Annotated in this window: 14 protein-coding genes; 7 read left to right on the top strand and 7 right to left on the bottom strand. The window is 74.4% G+C overall.

The window, feature by feature from the left end; translation table 11 throughout:
- Positions 1-4: 4 nt before the first annotated feature.
- Positions 5-1,369, bottom strand: a complete 1,365-nt coding sequence (locus tag ABD973_RS26140; protein ID WP_125820585.1) for a glutamine synthetase family protein — start codon at positions 1,367-1,369, stop codon at positions 5-7.
- 77 nt (positions 1,370-1,446) lie between these two features.
- Here ABD973_RS26140 and ABD973_RS26135 point away from each other — a divergent pair, with 77 nt between their 5' ends.
- The 4 genes from ABD973_RS26135 to ABD973_RS26120 all read left to right on the top strand — a co-directional run bounded on the left by ABD973_RS26135 (position 1,447) and on the right by ABD973_RS26120 (position 5,491).
- Positions 1,447-2,193: a FadR/GntR family transcriptional regulator gene (locus tag ABD973_RS26135; RefSeq protein ID WP_125820586.1), complete on the top strand. Its 747-nt coding sequence runs from the start codon at positions 1,447-1,449 to the stop codon at positions 2,191-2,193.
- A gap of 151 nt (positions 2,194-2,344) precedes the next feature.
- Positions 2,345-3,811: an ethanolamine permease gene (gene eat, locus ABD973_RS26130; protein ID WP_241253176.1), complete on the top strand. Its 1,467-nt coding sequence runs from the start codon at positions 2,345-2,347 to the stop codon at positions 3,809-3,811.
- Positions 3,812-3,858: 47 nt separating this feature from the next.
- A complete protein-coding gene (locus tag ABD973_RS26125) occupies positions 3,859-4,584 on the top strand; it encodes a gamma-glutamyl-gamma-aminobutyrate hydrolase family protein (RefSeq protein WP_164720858.1) in 726 nt (241 codons plus the stop codon).
- 94 nt (positions 4,585-4,678) lie between these two features.
- On the top strand, positions 4,679-5,491 hold the full coding sequence (locus ABD973_RS26120; RefSeq protein ID WP_241253177.1) for a hypothetical protein: 813 nt from the start codon (positions 4,679-4,681) through the stop codon (positions 5,489-5,491).
- On the opposite strand, the gene ABD973_RS26115 is transcribed toward ABD973_RS26120, so the two are convergent.
- On the bottom strand, positions 5,484-5,831 hold the full coding sequence (locus ABD973_RS26115; protein WP_125820588.1) for a hypothetical protein: 348 nt from the start codon (positions 5,829-5,831) through the stop codon (positions 5,484-5,486). The genes ABD973_RS26120 and ABD973_RS26115 overlap by 8 nt on opposite strands.
- 378 nt (positions 5,832-6,209) lie before the next feature.
- Entirely contained in the window at positions 6,210-7,130 is a 921-nt protein-coding gene (locus ABD973_RS26110) for a LysR family transcriptional regulator (protein WP_125820589.1), read from the bottom strand.
- Positions 7,131-7,200: 70 nt separating this feature from the next.
- Between ABD973_RS26110 and ABD973_RS26105 the strand changes: the two genes are divergently transcribed.
- Entirely contained in the window at positions 7,201-8,331 is a 1,131-nt protein-coding gene (locus ABD973_RS26105) for a TDT family transporter (protein WP_125820590.1), read from the top strand.
- Here ABD973_RS26105 and ABD973_RS26100 read toward each other — a convergent pair.
- The 4 genes from ABD973_RS26100 to ABD973_RS26085 all read right to left on the bottom strand — a co-directional run bounded on the left by ABD973_RS26100 (position 8,328) and on the right by ABD973_RS26085 (position 13,311).
- Entirely contained in the window at positions 8,328-9,038 is a 711-nt protein-coding gene (locus ABD973_RS26100) for a helical backbone metal receptor (protein WP_125820591.1), read from the bottom strand. The genes ABD973_RS26105 and ABD973_RS26100 overlap by 4 nt on opposite strands.
- Positions 9,039-9,042: 4 nt before the next feature.
- Positions 9,043-9,591: a helix-turn-helix domain-containing protein gene (locus tag ABD973_RS26095; RefSeq protein ID WP_125602831.1), complete on the bottom strand. Its 549-nt coding sequence runs from the start codon at positions 9,589-9,591 to the stop codon at positions 9,043-9,045.
- Between the two features lie 248 nt (positions 9,592-9,839).
- Complete coding sequence (locus ABD973_RS26090) at positions 9,840-11,822, bottom strand: peroxidase (RefSeq protein ID WP_345502395.1); 1,983 nt, start codon at positions 11,820-11,822, stop codon at positions 9,840-9,842.
- 79 nt (positions 11,823-11,901) lie between these two features.
- Entirely contained in the window at positions 11,902-13,311 is a 1,410-nt protein-coding gene (locus ABD973_RS26085) for a galactose oxidase-like domain-containing protein (protein WP_345502393.1), read from the bottom strand.
- Between the two features lie 195 nt (positions 13,312-13,506).
- Here ABD973_RS26085 and ABD973_RS26080 point away from each other — a divergent pair, with 195 nt between their 5' ends.
- Together ABD973_RS26080 and ABD973_RS26075 are read left to right on the top strand one after the other, a co-directional pair.
- Positions 13,507-14,412 (top strand): 5'-3' exonuclease, encoded by a 906-nt coding sequence (locus ABD973_RS26080; RefSeq protein WP_125823912.1) that lies wholly within the window; start codon positions 13,507-13,509, stop codon positions 14,410-14,412.
- Between the two features lie 50 nt (positions 14,413-14,462).
- A complete protein-coding gene (locus tag ABD973_RS26075; protein ID WP_185899802.1) occupies positions 14,463-15,308 on the top strand; it encodes a siderophore-interacting protein in 846 nt (281 codons plus the stop codon).
- Positions 15,309-15,565: the final 257 nt, after the last annotated feature.

The raw sequence follows: 15,565 nt of genomic DNA, 5'->3' as shown, positions 1-15,565 counted from the left end.
GGTCTTACAGGCGTTCGAAGGAGCGGCGCAGCTCCCAGTCGGTGACCGCGGAGTCGTAGGCGTCGAGTTCGACGCGGGCCATGTTGCGGTAGTGGGCGACGACCTCGGGGCCGAAGGCGGCCTTGGCGATCTCGCTGTTCTCCCAGAGCTCGGCGGCTTCGCGGAGGGTGGCGGGGACGTGGGCGTAGTCGGCGGTGTAGGCGTTGCCGGTGCAGGCCTCGGGCAGCTCCAGGCGGTTCTCGATGCCGTACAGGCCCGCCGCGACCAGGCCGGCGACGGCCAGGTAGGGGTTGACGTCGCCGCCGGGGAGGCGGTTCTCGAAGCGGGTGGAGCGGCCGTGGCCGACGACGCGCAGGGCGCAGGTGCGGTTGTCGAAGCCCCAGGCGACGGCGGTGGGGGCGAAGGATCCCGGGCGGAAACGCTTGTACGAGTTGATGTTCGGGGCGTAGAGAAGGGAGAAGTCGCGCAGCGCGGCCAGCTGACCGGCCAGGAAGTGCCGCATCACCGGTGACATTCCGTCCGGTCCGTCCCCGGCCATCACGTTGCGTCCGTCGGCGTCGGTGAGCGAGAGGTGGATGTGACAGGAGTTGCCCTCGCGCTCGTCGTACTTGGCCATGAAGGTGAGCGAGACGCCCTCCTGGGCGGCGATCTCCTTGGCGCCGGTCTTGTAGACGGCGTGCTGGTCGCAGGTGGTGAGCGCCTCGTCGTAGCGGAAGGCGATCTCGTGCTGTCCGAGGTTGCACTCGCCCTTGGCGGACTCGACGACCAGGCCGGCGGCCTGCATCTCGTTGCGGATGCGGCGCAGGAGGGGCTCGACGCGGCCGGTGCCGAGGACGGAGTAGTCGATGTTGTACTGGTTGGCGGGGGTCAGGCCCCGGTAGTTGGCGTTCCAGGCCTGTTCGTAGGTGTCCTGGAAGACCATGAACTCCAGCTCGGTGCCGACCATGGCGGTGTAGCCGAGTTCGCCGAGGCGGTCCAGCTGGCGGCGCAGGATCTGGCGGGGAGCGGCGAGGACCGGCGAGCGGTCGTTCCAGGCCAGGTCGGCCATGATGAAGGCGCTGCCGGGGTTCCAGGGGATGCGGCGCAGGGTGGCGGTGTCGGGGTGCATGGCGAAGTCGCCGTAGCCCCGGTCCCAGGAGGACATCTCGTAGCCGTCGACGGTGTTCATGTCGGTGTCGACGGCGAGGAGGTAGTTGCAGCCCTCGGTGCCGTGGGCGAGTACCTCGTCGAGGAAGAACTGTGCGGCGAACCGCTTGCCCTGGAGCCGTCCCTGCATGTCGGGGAAGGCCAGGACGACTGTGTCGATCTCACCGCTCGCGACGAGGGCCCGGAGCTCCTCGGGTGCGAGCGGCGGCATGCGGTCTACCACTGGAATCTCTCCTTCGGTGAGCCGAGGAGGCCTAAGGTATTGAATAGAACCATTGCTTGGGAAGGGGAGGAACCGAGATGACCGACACGGAGAGCGGCGCTGGCGCGATCGCGCGGCTGAATCCCGTGCTGCGGCAGGTGCGGGCGGGCAACGGTTTCGAGGAGGCCCTGGAGCAGATCCTCCAGGTGGTCCGGCTGGGTCTGGTGCCGGGCGGGGAACGTCTGCCACCCGAGCGCGAGTTGGCGGAGCGGATGGGGATCAGCCGGGTCACCCTGCGCGAGGTGCTCAAGGTGCTCCAGGACCAGGGCCTGGTGGAGGCCCGGCGCGGCCGGTACGGCGGGACGTTCGTGCTGGCCCGCCCCGACACCCCGGCCGGCGGCGCCGAGGAGGAGCTGCGCCGGCGCGTGGCCGGGGTGGACATCGAGGACGTGCTGCGCTTCCGCGAGGTGCTGGAGGTGGGCGCCGCCGGGCTGTGCGCCTCGCAGGGACTGTCGCAGGAGCAGGCCGAGCGGCTGCTCGCGGCGCTCGCGGCGACCCACGACGCCCCGCTGGCCGAGTACCGCCGCCAGGACACCCTCTTCCACCTCGCCCTGTGCGAACTCGCCGGCTCCGCCACGCTGACGGCCCAGTACGCGGCCGTCCGGGCGACCGTGAACGAGCTGCTGGACTGCATCCCGCTGCTGGTGCGCAACCTGGAGCACTCGCAGCAGCAGCACACGGTCCTGGTGGAGGCGGTGCTGGAGCGGGACGCCGAGGCGGCCCGGGCGGTGATGCGCGAGCACTGCTGCGGGACGGCGGCCCTGCTGCGCGGGTTCCTGACCTGAGGCGCCGGGGACGTACGGGGGTCCGGTGGCCGGTGGCCACCGCGGGCGCGGGGAGGTTTTCGTAACCGCTGTTTAACGCAGGGGTCTTGCGCGCTCCACACCCTTGACGCAAAGGTACGCCTCACAACCATTGCCCTAGGCAGGAGCGCACATGGCCGACGACATCGCACCCGTGCCCGTATCCGCACCACCCGCCGCGAAGGGCGACGCCGACGCGGAGTACCTGGAGCGCCGGACCCTGCGCCGCGGCAGCGCCGGCTGGCTGCTGCTGACCGGGCTCGGCGTCGCGTACGTCGTCTCCGGCGACTTCTCCGGCTGGAACGTGGGCCTGGACAAGGGCGGCTTCGGCGGCCTGGCCATCGCCACCGTCCTGATGGGCGCCATGTACGCCTGCCTGGTCTTCTCCCTCGCCGAGCTGTCCACGATCCTGCCGACGGCCGGCGGCGGCTACGGATTCGCCCGCCGCGCCCTGGGCCCCTGGGGCGGCTTCCTCACCGGCACCGCCATCCTCATCGAGTACATCCTGGCCCCGGCGGCGATCGTCATCTTCATCGGCGACTACGTCGAATCGCTGGGCCTGTTCGGGCTGACGTCCAGCTGGCCCGTCTACCTCGGCTGTTTCGTCGTCTTCATCGGCGTGCACCTGTGGGGCGTGGGCGAGGCGCTGCGCTTCAGCCTCGTGGTCACCGCCGTCGCGGTCGCCGCACTGCTGATCTTCGCGCTCGGCGCCCTCACCGAGTTCGACGCGGGCTCGCTCGACAACATCGCCGTGGACACCGACGCCTTCGGCTCCAGCTCCTGGCTGCCCTTCGGCGTCCTCGGCATCTGGGCCGCCTTCCCCTTCGGCATGTGGTTCTTCCTCGGTGTGGAGGGCGTCCCGCTGGCCGCCGAGGAGGCCAAGGACCCGGTCCGCTCGATGCCGAAGGCCCTCGCCATCTCCATGGGCATCCTCGCCCTGCTCGCCCTGATCACCTTCTTCGCCGCAACCGGCGCCCAGGGCGCCGACGCCGTGAAGACCGCCGGCAACCCCCTGGTCGTCGCCCTGGAGGGGGACGGCGGACCGACCGCGCTCAGCCGCTTCGTCAACTACGCCGGACTCGCCGGGCTGGTGGCCTCCTTCTTCTCCCTCATCTACGCCGGCTCCCGCCAGCTCTTCGCCCTCTCCCGGGCCGGCTACCTGCCGCGCTTCCTCTCCCTCACCTCCAAGCGCAAGGCCCCGTACCTCGGACTGGTGATTCCCGGCGCCATCGGATTCGCCCTCGCGGCGGCCACCGGCAACGGGGCGCGGATGCTGAACATCGCGGTGTTCGGCGCGACCATCTCGTACGCCCTGATGGCCCTGTCCCACATCGTGCTGCGCCGCCGCGAGCCCGGCCTGGACCGGCCGTACCGCACCCCCGGAGGGGTGCTGACCTCCTCGGTCGCCTTCGTACTGGCCCTTTCGGCCCTCGTCGCCACCTTCCTGGTGGACAAGGACGCGGCACTCATCGCACTCGCCGTGTACGCCGTCGCCCTCGCCTACTTCGCGATCTACAGTCGGCACCACCTGGTGGCCTCGGCACCCGAGGAGGAGTTCGCCGCGCTTGCGGAAGCCGAGGCGGAGTTGACCCGCGACTGAGAACCTTGTCCCGCCCCTTGATACGGCACCAACCTGGAGGTAATACCGTGCCCAGGCCGCTCATCGGCATCACCGCCTATGTGGAGGAATCCACCCGCTACAACGTGTGGGACCTCCCGACGTCCCTCGTCCCCTCCGGCTACTACGAGCTGGTCCAGGCGGCGGGCGGCGCGGCCGTGCTGCTGCCGCCGGACGAACCGGAGCGGGCGGCGGAGGTGCTGGGCCGGCTCGACGGCCTGATCGTCTCGGGCGGCCCGGACGTCGACCCCGCCCGCTACGGTGCCGCGCGCGACCCCCGTACGGGTCCGCCCGCGCGGGTCCGCGACGAGTGGGAACTGGCCCTGCTCGCGGCCGCCCTGGACTCCGACCTGCCCGTGCTGGGCATCTGCCGCGGCATGCAGGCCCTGAACGTGGCCCTGGGCGGAACGCTGGTCCAGCACATCGACGGCCACGTCCACACCCCGGGCGTCACCTCCTGGCACCCCGTCAACCCCGTGGCGGGCACCCGCTACGCGGAGCTGGTCCCGGAGAAGGCGGAGGTCCCGACCTACCACCACCAGGCGGTGGACGTCGTCGGGCGCGGCCTGGTCGTCTCGGCGTACGCCGACGACGGCACGGTGGAGGCCATCGAGGACCCGGACCGCTCCCGCTACGTCCTGGGCGTCCAGTGGCACCCGGAGCGGGACAAGGACACCCGGGTGATGGCCTCCTTCGTCGAGGCGGCGGGCGCCCGCCGGACGCTGCCGGAGCCGGTGGGGGTCTCCGTCTCCTGACGCCCGACGTCCACCCGCGGGCCGCACGGATTCCCCACCGTGCGGCCCGCGGGCACGAATGGCCCCTTCGGCGGGCGGCGCGCACGCTGGAAGGATGCGGACCGAGGCCAACGGCACGGCCACCGGACCGGTGTCCGGGTTCCTGCAGAACCCGGTCGTCGGGATGGCGCCGTGGATCGTCTTCTCCCTGCTGGTCGGCCCGGGACGGTTCGAGATCGCGGTCGGGGTCGCCCTGGCCTCGGCCGTCGTCCTGGTGGTGCTGGGCCGGGTGGTGCACCGGGGCAGCTCGTGGAAGCTGCTGGAGGTCGCCGACGTGGTGTTCTTCGCCGCGCTCGCCGTCATCGGCGCGCTCGCGAGCGACGGCACCCTGCGCTGGCTGGAGACGTACGCGGGCGAGATCGCGAACCTGACCCTGACGGTGATCGCCTTCGGCTCGATGGCCGTCCGGATGCCCTTCACCCTCCAGTACGCCCGCGAGCAAGTCGATCCGTCGCTGTGGCACGCGCCGGCCTTCCTCCGCACCAACTACGTGATCACCGGCGTGTGGGGGCTGGCCTTCCTGGTGGCGGCCCTGGCGGGCGCTTTCGGGGACCTGGTGCTGCGCGACCCCGACAACATCTGGACCGGCTGGATCATCCAGGTCCTGGCGATCGTCGCGGCCCTGCGGTTCACCGTCTGGTACCCGGAGGTCGTACGCGCCCGGGCGCGGGGCGAGGCCGCGCCGGGCGGGGCCTCGCTGCTGCTGCCGGTGGCGGGGCTGCTCGTACCGGTCGGCATCGCGGTGCTGGTGTTCGACGGCGGGGCCTGGTGGCTGGGCGTGGCCCTGATCGTCGCGGGCGGACTGCTGACGAAGGCACTCCGCGCGCGCGCCGCGTCCGGGCCGCGCCCGGCCGACCGGATCAGCTGAAGACGACCGAACGGAGCTTCAGCCGCTCGCTGCCGCGGCCCACGATCGGGCGCAGCGAGAAGAAGTCGCCCTCGCACTCGGGCTCCGTGAACACGGTCGCCGTGGCGTTGGTCCGGTTGCGCGGGGAGTGCGCGGGCTCACTGGCGTTGGGGTCCGCCACCTCGGGAAGGGTGATGCACTCACGGCTCTCGGGCTCGAGCAGGATCCGGATGTGCGGCCGGCCGTCCAGGCCGATGAAGGTGTACTGGAATTCGCCGACCGCGGCGGAGGCGGACTGCGGGACGGCCAGCAGGAGCGTGAGGGCGCCGAGGGCGGCGATGGAGGCACGGCGGAGTCGCATGGGGAATCCCCTCGTTCGGAATGGCAACAAACTTGCGGCAGCGACCTTTCCGGGGGGCCTGGCGGAGGTCACCGCCCGCCACGCGCCGAAACGATTCCCCGTCACCCGTACGGCCCCCGCCGTCCCGGGGTACGCCGCTGCGCGGAGCGGTCCCCTACCCGCCCTTCCACCGTTCCCGCCTCAAACGCCGGCGAGGCTGGAGTGCGCGCAGCGCGCTTCCAGCCTCGCCGGCGTTTGAGGCGCGGGGGTATGGGGGCGGAGCCCCCAGGGGGTCCGGGGCGCAGCCCCGGGGAACGGAGGAAGGGCGGGGCGGGGAGCAGCGCCGCAGGCACCCGCACCCGGCACCGCGCCGCGACACGCACCCACACCGCCGGACGGCTAGCGGCGCCGGGTCAGCGAGAGCAGGTCCCGCGCCGGCCCCGCCGGCCGGGTCCCGGTCGGCCAGACGGCGCGCAGGGCGCGGGCCAGGGCAGTCCCCGGCACGGGGACGGACACCAGCCGCCGCGCCGCCAGCTCGTCCACCAGCGCGAGTTCCGACAGCACGCAGGGCCCGGCTCCGCTCAGCGCCGCCGCCTTGACGGCGGTCGTGGAGGCCAGCTCCAGCAGCGGCTGGGCCAGCCCCCCGGACGGCGCCAGCGCCGCGTCCAGCACCTGCCTGGTGCCCGAGCCGCGCTCGCGCAGGATCAGCGGGCTGCCGGCCAGCTCGGCCGGCTCCACCCCCTTCGAGCGCCGCGCCCACGGGTGCGTCGGGGCCACCGCCACCACCAGGCGGTCCTGGGCGATGACGGCCGAGTCCAGCCCGTCGGGGACGCTGAGCCCCTCCACGAAGCCGAGGTCGGCCTCGTGCGCCAGGACCCGCTGGGCGACGTCGGCGGAGTTCCCGGCGTGCAGGGACACGGCCGTGTCGGGGCGTTCCCCGCGCAGGGCGATCAGCCAGCCGGGCAGCAGGTACTCGGCGATGGTCATGCTGGCGGCCACCCGCAGCCGCGAGTCACGCCGCCCGCGCAGCGCCTGCGCGCCCACGTCGAAGGCCTCGGCGGCCTCCACCACCCGCCGGGCCCAGTCGGTGACGAGCGCGCCCTCCGCCGTGAGCGTCGAGCCGCGCGGGGAGCGGTCCACCAGCGCGACCCCGAGCCGCGCCTCCATCGCCCGGATGCGGCTGCTCGCGGCCGGCTGCGTGATGCCCAGCCGGCGTGCGGCGCCGCTCAGGCTGCCGACCCGGGCCACCGCGAGCAGCAGTTCCAGCGCGCCCAGGTCCGGCACGCGGTGCGCGAGCGGGACCGACTCCTCGTTACCCATAACATCAGTTTATGGCCTCATAGGCGTGCGGCCTCTGCCGTCCGGCCCGGCCCGACGGGACGCTGGACCCATGGCCACCACCGCCCTGCACCCCCGCACCACCGCCGCACCCGTCCTGCGGACCCACAAGGTCCCGCGGCTGCGCCACCTCGCCCCCAACTGGTACGCCTCCGTCATGGGCACGGCGATCATCGCCAACGCCGGCGCGACCCTCCCGTACCAGCTCCCCGGCCAGCGCGTGGCCTGCCAGCTCCTGTGGGCGCTGTCCGCCGTGGCCCTCGCCGTGCTGCTGACCGCCCGCGCCGGGCACTGGCTGCACCACCGCGACCAGGCCCGCGCCCATCTCCTCGACCCCGCCGTCGCCCCCTTCTACGGCTGCCTCGCGATGGCCCTGCTGGCCGTCGGCGCCGGCACCCTGACCGTCGGCAAGGACCTGATCGGGGCCGGCGCCGCCGTCGCCGCGGACACCGTGCTCTTCACCGCCGGCACCGCGACCGGGCTGGTCATGGCCGTCGTCGTGCCCTACCTGATGGTGGTGCGGCACAAGGTGGAGGCCTCCCAGGCCACCCCCGTGTGGCTGCTGCCCGTGGTCTCCCCCATGGTCTCCGCCGCCGTCGGGCCCCTGCTGGTCCCCCACCTGCCCGCCGGGCAGGCCCGCGAGGCGCTGCTGCTCGCCTGCTACGCCATGTTCGGCATCAGCCTGCTGGCCACCCTGCTGCTCCTCCCCCTGGTCTTCGGCCGGCTGATCGTGAGCGGGCCCCTGCCCCTGGCGCTGACCCCGACCCTGTTCCTGGTCCTGGGCCCCCTCGGCCAGTCCACCACCGCCGTCAACCAGCTCGCCGACGTGGCCCCCGGCGCCGTCGACGCCCCCTACGCCGGTGCCCTCGGCGCGTTCGCCGTGGTCTACGGGGTCCCCGTGATGGGCTTCGCTCTGCTGTGGCTGGCCCTGGCCGCCTCGATGCTGGTGCGGGCCGCCCGCGACGGCATGGGCTTCGCGATGACCTGGTGGGCGCTGACCTTCCCCGTCGGCACCTGCGTCACCGGCGCCGCCGGGCTGGCCCGCCACACCGGGCTGGACGCCTTCGCCTGGCTGGCCGCCGCCCTCTTCCTCGGCCTGGTCACCGCCTGGCTGCTCGCCGCCGCCCACACCCTGCGCGGCCTGTTCGCCGGCCGCCTGCTCCCCGCCACACAGGCGGCCTAATCCCGAAGGGCCGCCGCCAGCACCCGGGGGGCCTCCGCCAGGGAGGGCCCGTACCAGGTGAGGTGGCGGCCGCTGACCAGTGCGGCCCGGAGGCCCGGAAAGGCCTCCGGGCCGTCGTGCGCGGTGAAGGCGTACGGCTCGTCGGGGAGCACGACCAGGTCGCAGCCGCTCGCGGCGAGCTCCTGCGCGGGCACCCTCGGGTACCGCTCGGGGTGGCCGGCGTACGCGTTGCGCACCCCCAGCCGGGCGAGCAGGTCGCCCGCGAAGGTGTCGCGGCCGAGCACCATCCAGGGCCGCCGCCAGACCGGGACGAAGGCGGTGAGGTCCCCGACGGGTTCCACGGCCGCCCAGGCCTCCTCGGCCCGGTCCAGCCACTGCGGGCGCTCCAGCCCCAGCGCCCCCACCAGTACGCGGTCCAGCTCGGCGAGGGCCTGCGGCAGGTCCCGGATCTCGGTGACCAGCACCTCCAGCCCGGCCGCGCGCAGCGCCTCCAGGTCGGGGGCCCGGTTCTCCTCCTCGTTGGCGATCACCAGGTCGGGGCGCAGCTCCACGACGGCGCGTACGTCGGGGTTCTTCGTGCCCCCGACGCGCACCGCGTCCCCGAGGTCCGCCGGGTGCGTGCACCAGTCGGTGGCGCCCGCCAGCACGCCGGGCGCGCTGACCGCCACCGCCTCGGTCAGGGAGGGCACGAGCGAGACGACGCGCACCGGCTCAGTGCTCCGGCGAGGGCGGCTCGGCGGTGGCGTGGATGTGGTCGCCGACCGCGACGACCAGCAGCCGGGTGTCCTCGGTGACCGCGCGCCAGCGGTGGCGCACTCCGCCGGACAGGAACAGGGCGTCCCCGCTCTCCAGCCGGTAGGCCCGCCCCTCGGCCTCCACCTGGCAGGCGCCGGAGACCACGTACATGAGTTCGTCGTTGCGGTGCTGGTACTCGCGGCCGGCGTCCTGGTCGCCGGTGAACTCCAGCGCGTGCAGCTGGTGGTGGCCGCGCACGAGGGGGCGTACGCCCATCACCGGGGTGAGTCCGGACTCGTCGCCGGCCCGTACGAGGTCCACGGTGCGCGCGGTGTCGGAGGCGGCCAGCAGGTCCACGGCCGTGGTCTCCAGGGCGTCGGCGACCCGCTCCAGCGAACGCATGCTGGGGCGGGCGCGCTCGTTCTCTATCTGGCTCAGGAAGGGGACGGACAGGCCGCTGCGCGCCGACACCGCGGCGAGGGTCAGGTGCAGCGCGCGGCGCCGCTTGCGGACGGCGACACCCACCCGCAGCGGCTCCTTGGAGTCCTTCTCCTTGTCGTTGGCGTCGGTCGCGCCCGCCCGCGCGGGCGCGTACTCCCTGCCGTCGTCGGCGTCCGCGATGCTTCCGTCGTCCTTGCCGTTCATGGGGGCTGCCCTCCCCTGATCCTCGTCGCACATGGATGTGCTGTAAGCACCTTACGCAGCAACCGCCCCCGGATTCGCGCGCAAGAGCCCACCGGGCCCCGACCCGGTGGATTCCCGTCGTCGCCACGTCACCCTACGTGGCCCCCGCCGGCGTGCCACAGCGCACGGTCGCCGTCGAGGACCACCACGTCACCGGCGGGGCGGACCAGCATGCGGGCGCCGGGGTGGCCGGCGGTGCCGCTGCTCCACAGGTTCGTGCCCGAGGCGCCGCGTACGGTCAGCTCGCCGTCGGCGGAGAAGACGGCCTCGTTGCCGGTGCCCTCCGTGCCGGCGCTCCACAGGAGTGAGCCGGCCTGGTCGAGCAGGACGAGGTCGCCGTCGGCCTTGAGGGTCAGGCGCACGCTGCCCGCGTCGAGGACGTCGCCGGCGCGCAGGACGGTGCCGCGGTGGACCTCCAGGGAGCGGTCGAGCTTCCCCTGGGCCAGGGCGCGCAGGGTCGGCAGGGAGGGCGTGAAGGCGTAGAGGGCGCCCTCGGTGCGGACGAACCGGCCGAAGCCCAGGGTGGTGGCGCGGCTTCCGGTCGCGGACTCGGTCTCGAAGGTGACGGGGGACTCCGGGCCGAGGACCGGGTCGGCCCCCACGCGGGGGTTGCGGGCGGGCGGGAAGTCGACGTCGTTGATCCACCGCTTGGTGAGGAACTCGAACTGCTGCACGAGGTCGGCCTGGTAGCCGACGAAGACCAGGCCGCGCGGGGCCTCCTGCTCGCCGGCGGGCCGGTCGAAGTCGTAGGCCGGGCCGAAGGGGATGCCGCGCCGGATGATCCGCCGTCCGTCCAGGTCGGCGGCGGCCAGCGGGGGCCGGCCGGGGACGAGGACGAGGCCGTCGCGCGGGTTGCCCTTGCGGATGTGCGCGAACAGCGGGGTGTGCCAGCCGTCGGGGTCGTCCGCGTACTTCAGGGCGGCGTCCGGGTCGGTGCCGAGGGGGGCTGGCTGCTCGGCGAGCGGGCAGCCGGCGATGGGGGTGCCGCCGGGCCAGCGGCCGACGAGGCGGGCCGCGACCCAGGTCGCGGTGGCCTCCGGCGGCGCGGCCCCGGACTTCTTCAGGCCGGCCAGCCGCTCCCGGGCCTGGGCCCACCAGCCGGGGACGTCCTGGGCGAGCCGGCGCACCACCTGGAAGGAGCCGCCGGTGGCCCAGGCGGGCAGCCCGGCGGGCCGCCGCCCGACCTTCTCCTGTCCCACGAGGAACTCCCCGGGCGGCACCAGCCGGGTGCCGGGCTTGCCCTTCACGGTGGTCCCGTCCGCCGGGTCGGGTGCGTGGAAGCCGCGTACGCCGGGCTGGCTGATCCCGTCGGAGAAGCCGAAGTGCTCGTGCCCCTTCAGCGCCCCCGGGAGCTTGCCCGCGTCCTGCCGGAAGACGACCTCACCACCGGCCGGATCGAGGGCCTTGGTGTGGCGGGCGACCGCCGCGGCGAGCTTGGCGGGGTCGTCGGCGGACAGGCTGAGCACGGCGTGGACCGCGTGCTCGGGCCCCTCGGCGCCGAACAGCCAGGAGCCGGGCGCGCTGTCGCCGGTGTCTCCGAGCTGCTCCGCCCGCACGGCGGGGCCCTGGGCGAACGCCTCCGCGGTGCTGCCGGCGGGCAGGGCCGGGAAGGGCTCGCGGCCGGCGAGCAGGCGCAGCCCGGCGTGGGTGAGGGACAGCCCGGTCCACTGGGCGGAGAGCCCGGCCGGGTCGGCTCCGCCCGCCTTGAGCCGGGCCGCGCTGAAGGCGGCGTTGAAGCGGGCCATCTCCTCGGTGGTGGAGAGCTCCGGCACCAGCCGGCCCAGCCAGGTCCGGGCCCGTGCGGCGTCGCGGAAGTGCAGGAGCAGCAGGCAGGCGTGGTCCTTGCGGGAGCCCGCGAGGATGTCGCCCTGGGTCGTGCGGTCGGAGCGCAGGGGCAGGGCGGCGGCCCGGCCGGGGGCCGCGGCGGGCCGGGCCGGCGCCCCCGGGGGTGCCGCCGTCGCCGCCGTCGCCGTGCCGGCGGCGTACGGGCAGACGGTGAGCGCGGCGGCGGCCGCCGCCCCGGCCCTGATGACGGTCCTGCGGGCGGGGGGCTGGGGCTGCACGTCGTCCATCGGGTCTCCTGGGTGTGGGGCGGGCGGAAGAGGTCGGGCGGGGCGGTCGGCGGGGCGGTTCACCGAGGGCTGGGCCGGTTCAGGTCAGCCGGATCCAGCGCGCGACGCTGGGTACGCCCTTCGCGTCGAGGAGGAAGAGCATGTGGTGGCCGGGGGCCGCGGCCGCGGACGCCGGCGGGGCCTGGAGGGTGAGGAGCCCGCCCTCCCGCCGTTCGATGCGCAGCTCGGTCCGTCCGCGGACGGCGGCCCCGGCGGCGTGCGGAGCTCCGGCCGGGGCCAGCAGCACCGCCCGCCGTACCCGGTCCGGGGTGCCGGTGCGCACCAGGAAGCGGTCCCCGGGGGCGAGGGGGGCGGCCGGCACCTCGTCCAGGGCGGTCCGGGGCCCCTGGTACAGGTAGGCGGGCTCGTAGATCTCGATGGTGCCGTGCATGTCGTCGCGGAGGTCGGCGTCGTGGGCGGTCTGCTGCAGTTCGTCGCCGGTGAGGGCGACACGGCCGTCGGGCAGCACCAGCGCGCTGGAGTGGTGGCCGCGCGGCAGGCGCTGCACCGGGCCGAGCCGCCAGCCGCCCCGGGGGTCGCGCAGCTCCAGCTGGCGGTACCTCAGGTCGGGGGCGGGGCTGAGCAGGCCGCTGGCGTAGTCGTGGATGTCGTAGGCGCCGCTCGCGGTGAGCAGGGTCCCGTCGGGCATCAGGACGGTGTTGTCGCCGGGGCGGCCGGCGGCGGGCGCGTACGAGGGACCGGCGGCCGCGACGGGGTGCCCGAGGACGGGGAAGCGTTCCACCGCCGGGGGCCTGGTCCCCCACAAGGGCCCCGTCCCGCTGCCGGTGAAGGCCGTCCGGCGGGCGGCGGCCGTCTCCTGCTCGCGGCTCCAGGTCTCGCTCCAGGGGTCGAAGACCAGCGAGAGCCCGCTGCCGGCGGTGCCGCCGAAGACGCCGAGCCGGCCGCTGGGCAGCAGGGCGTGGCCGGTGCGGAAGAAGGGGGCGGTCGTGGGCGGGGTGACCTTGGTGAACGATCCGGCTCCGGTGCCCTTGGCGGGGTCCCACAGGAAGGCGCGGCCGGCACCGGTGTGCTCGAAGGAGAACAGCAGCACCTTGCCGGTGGGCAGCAGGGCGGTGTGCGCGCCGAAGTCCGGGGAGTCGAAGTACGCGGTGAAGGCGCCGTACACCGCCGGGCGGAAGCCCGCGTTCGCCCTGGCTTGAGACTCCGTCAGGGACGCGAGGCGGGCCGCCCTGGCCCCGTCCGGGCGGTCGGCCTCGTCGCGGATCGCGAGGCGGGTCCGGGCCTGCGCCTCGGCGTGCTCAGGACCCAGGCCCCGCGACTCGGCCGGCGAGACCTCCCGGCGGACGCGCTCGCGCAGCTCGCCGGGGCTCTGCCGGGCGGGCGCGGCCGGGTCCGGCGGCGGCGCGTCACGGGCCGCGGCGGGGCCGGCGGGGAGCAGGGACAGCACGGTGCTCGCGACGAGGGCGCGGGCGACTCCGCGACGGGGCATGCGGAACCCTCACAGGACGGGGAAGGGGCACGGCCGGACGGGCGGAGCGCCCTGCCGGTGATCCACACCTTCCGCGAGGGTCCGCGAACGCGCGCGCCGGGCGAACTGTTTGAGTGACGATCAGGTCACCCGGGGTGACGCGGAGACCCGTGCCGGCGTTGCGGCATCATCGTCTGCGTGACGACACGACGCCTGATGCTCCTGGACACCGCCTCCCTCTACTACCGCGCCTACTTCGGCGTGCCGGACTCCGTGAAGGCCCCCGACGGCACGCCCGTCAACGCGGTGCGCGGGCTGCTCGACATGATCGGGCGGCTGGTGCAGGACCACCGCCCGGACGACCTGGTGGCCTGCATGGACGCCGACTGGAGGCCGCACTGGCGGGTGGAGCTGATCCCCTCCTACAAGGCGCACCGGGTCGCGCAGGAGACCGAGACCGGCCCGGACGTGGAGGAGACCCCGGACACCCTGCTCCCGCAGGTGCCGATCATCGAAGCGGCCCTGGACGCGTTCGGCATCGCCCGGGTGGGGGCCGCCGGGTACGAGGCGGACGACGTGATCGGCACCCTGACCGGCCGCGCCATCGGCCCGGTGGACATCGTCACCGGCGACCGGGACCTCTTCCAGCTGGTGGACGACGCCCGGCAGCGCCGCGTGCTCTACCCGATCAAGGGCGTGGGGACGCTCCAGGTGACGGACGAGGCGTGGCTGCGCGAGAAGTACGGGGTGGACGGCCCCGGGTACGCGGACCTCGCGCTGCTGCGCGGCGACCCGAGCGACGGCCTGCCGGGCGTGCCGGGGATCGGCGAGAAGACTGCGGCGAAGCTGCTGGACGCGTACGGGGACCTGGCCGGGATCCTCGCGGCCGCCGGCGACCCGAAGTCGAAGCTGACCCCCACCCAGCGCAAGCGCCTGGACGAGTCCCGCCCGTACCTCGCCGTCGCCCCGAAGGTCGTCCGGGTGGCCGCGGACGTCCCGCTGCCGGCCTTCGACCCGGCCCTTCCCTCGTCTCCCGCTCGCCCCGAGATGGTGGAGGCGCTCGCCCATCGGTGGGGTCTGGGAGGAGCGATGTCACGTCTGAGCAGCGCGCTGCGGCGATGAGGTGCTAAGTTAGGTAATCCTAAGCTTCGTAAGGCGTAAGGGGAGACACCGTGGCAGAAGGACGCGCCCGCACCGTCGGCACCGCAGTCGTGGTACGCACCGAACGACTGACGCCGCACATGGTCCGCCTCGTGCTGGGCGGCGACGGGCTGGCGGGCTTCGACGCGGGTGCCCACACGGACCACTACGTCAAACTCCTCTTCGAACCCGAGGGCGTGCGCTACGCCGAGCCGTGGGACCTGGACGTCATCCGCGCGACGCAGCGCCGCGAGGCCTGGCCCCGCCAGCGCGCGTACACCGTCCGGGCCTGGGACCCCGCCCGGCTGGAACTGACCCTCGACTTCGTCGTCCACGGCGACGAGGGCCTCGCCGGCCCCTGGGCGGCCCGGGTCCAGCCCGGCGAGCTCGTCCACTTCCTCGGCCCCGGCGGCGGCTACTGCCCGGACCCCCGGGCGGACTGGCACCTCCTCGTCGGCGATGAGAGCGCGCTGCCGGCCATCGCGGCGTCGATGGAGCGGATGCCGGCGGGCGCGCGGGTGCAGGCCTTCATCGAGGTCGAGGGCCCGGCGGACGAGCAGGACATCCGCACCCCGGACGGCATCACCCCGGTGTGGCTGCACCGCGGCGACCGCCCGGTGGGCGCGGCCCTGCTGGAAGCCGTCACCACCCTGCACTTCCCCTCCGCCGACGTCCACGCCTTCGTCCACGGCGAGGCGGGCTTCGTGAAGGAACTCCGCCGCCACCTGCGGCTGGAACGCGGCGTGCCGCGCGAGCGGCTGTCGATCTCGGGCTACTGGCGCCTGGGCGAGACGGACGAGGGCTGGCGGGCGATGAAGCGCGACTGGAACGCCACGGTCGAAGCCGAGCAGGACCTCCCGGCCGCGGCCGCCGCGTAGGGCGTTCCCGCCTGGCCGTCGGCCGCCGCGCGGGGCGATCTCCCCGCCCCACCCTCCGCCCGTTCCCAGGGGCTCCGCCCCAGACCCCGCGCCTCAGACGCCGGCGAGGCTGAAAGAGCCGGGCGCTCCGCGCCCGTCGCGCTCGCGCGGAGCGCCAGACCCACCCTCCAGCCCCGCCGGCGTGTGAGGCGAGAACGGTTGAAGGGCGGGGAGGGGCAAGCCCCGCGCAGCGGACAACCACCCGCGGGCGGACAATG

It is taken from the genome of Streptomyces racemochromogenes (assembly GCF_039535215.1).
In the GTDB taxonomy this organism is placed as follows: domain Bacteria; phylum Actinomycetota; class Actinomycetes; order Streptomycetales; family Streptomycetaceae; genus Streptomyces; species Streptomyces racemochromogenes.
The sequence above is the reverse complement of the archived record's forward strand: the minus strand, read 5'-3'. Positions and strand labels throughout refer to the sequence as shown.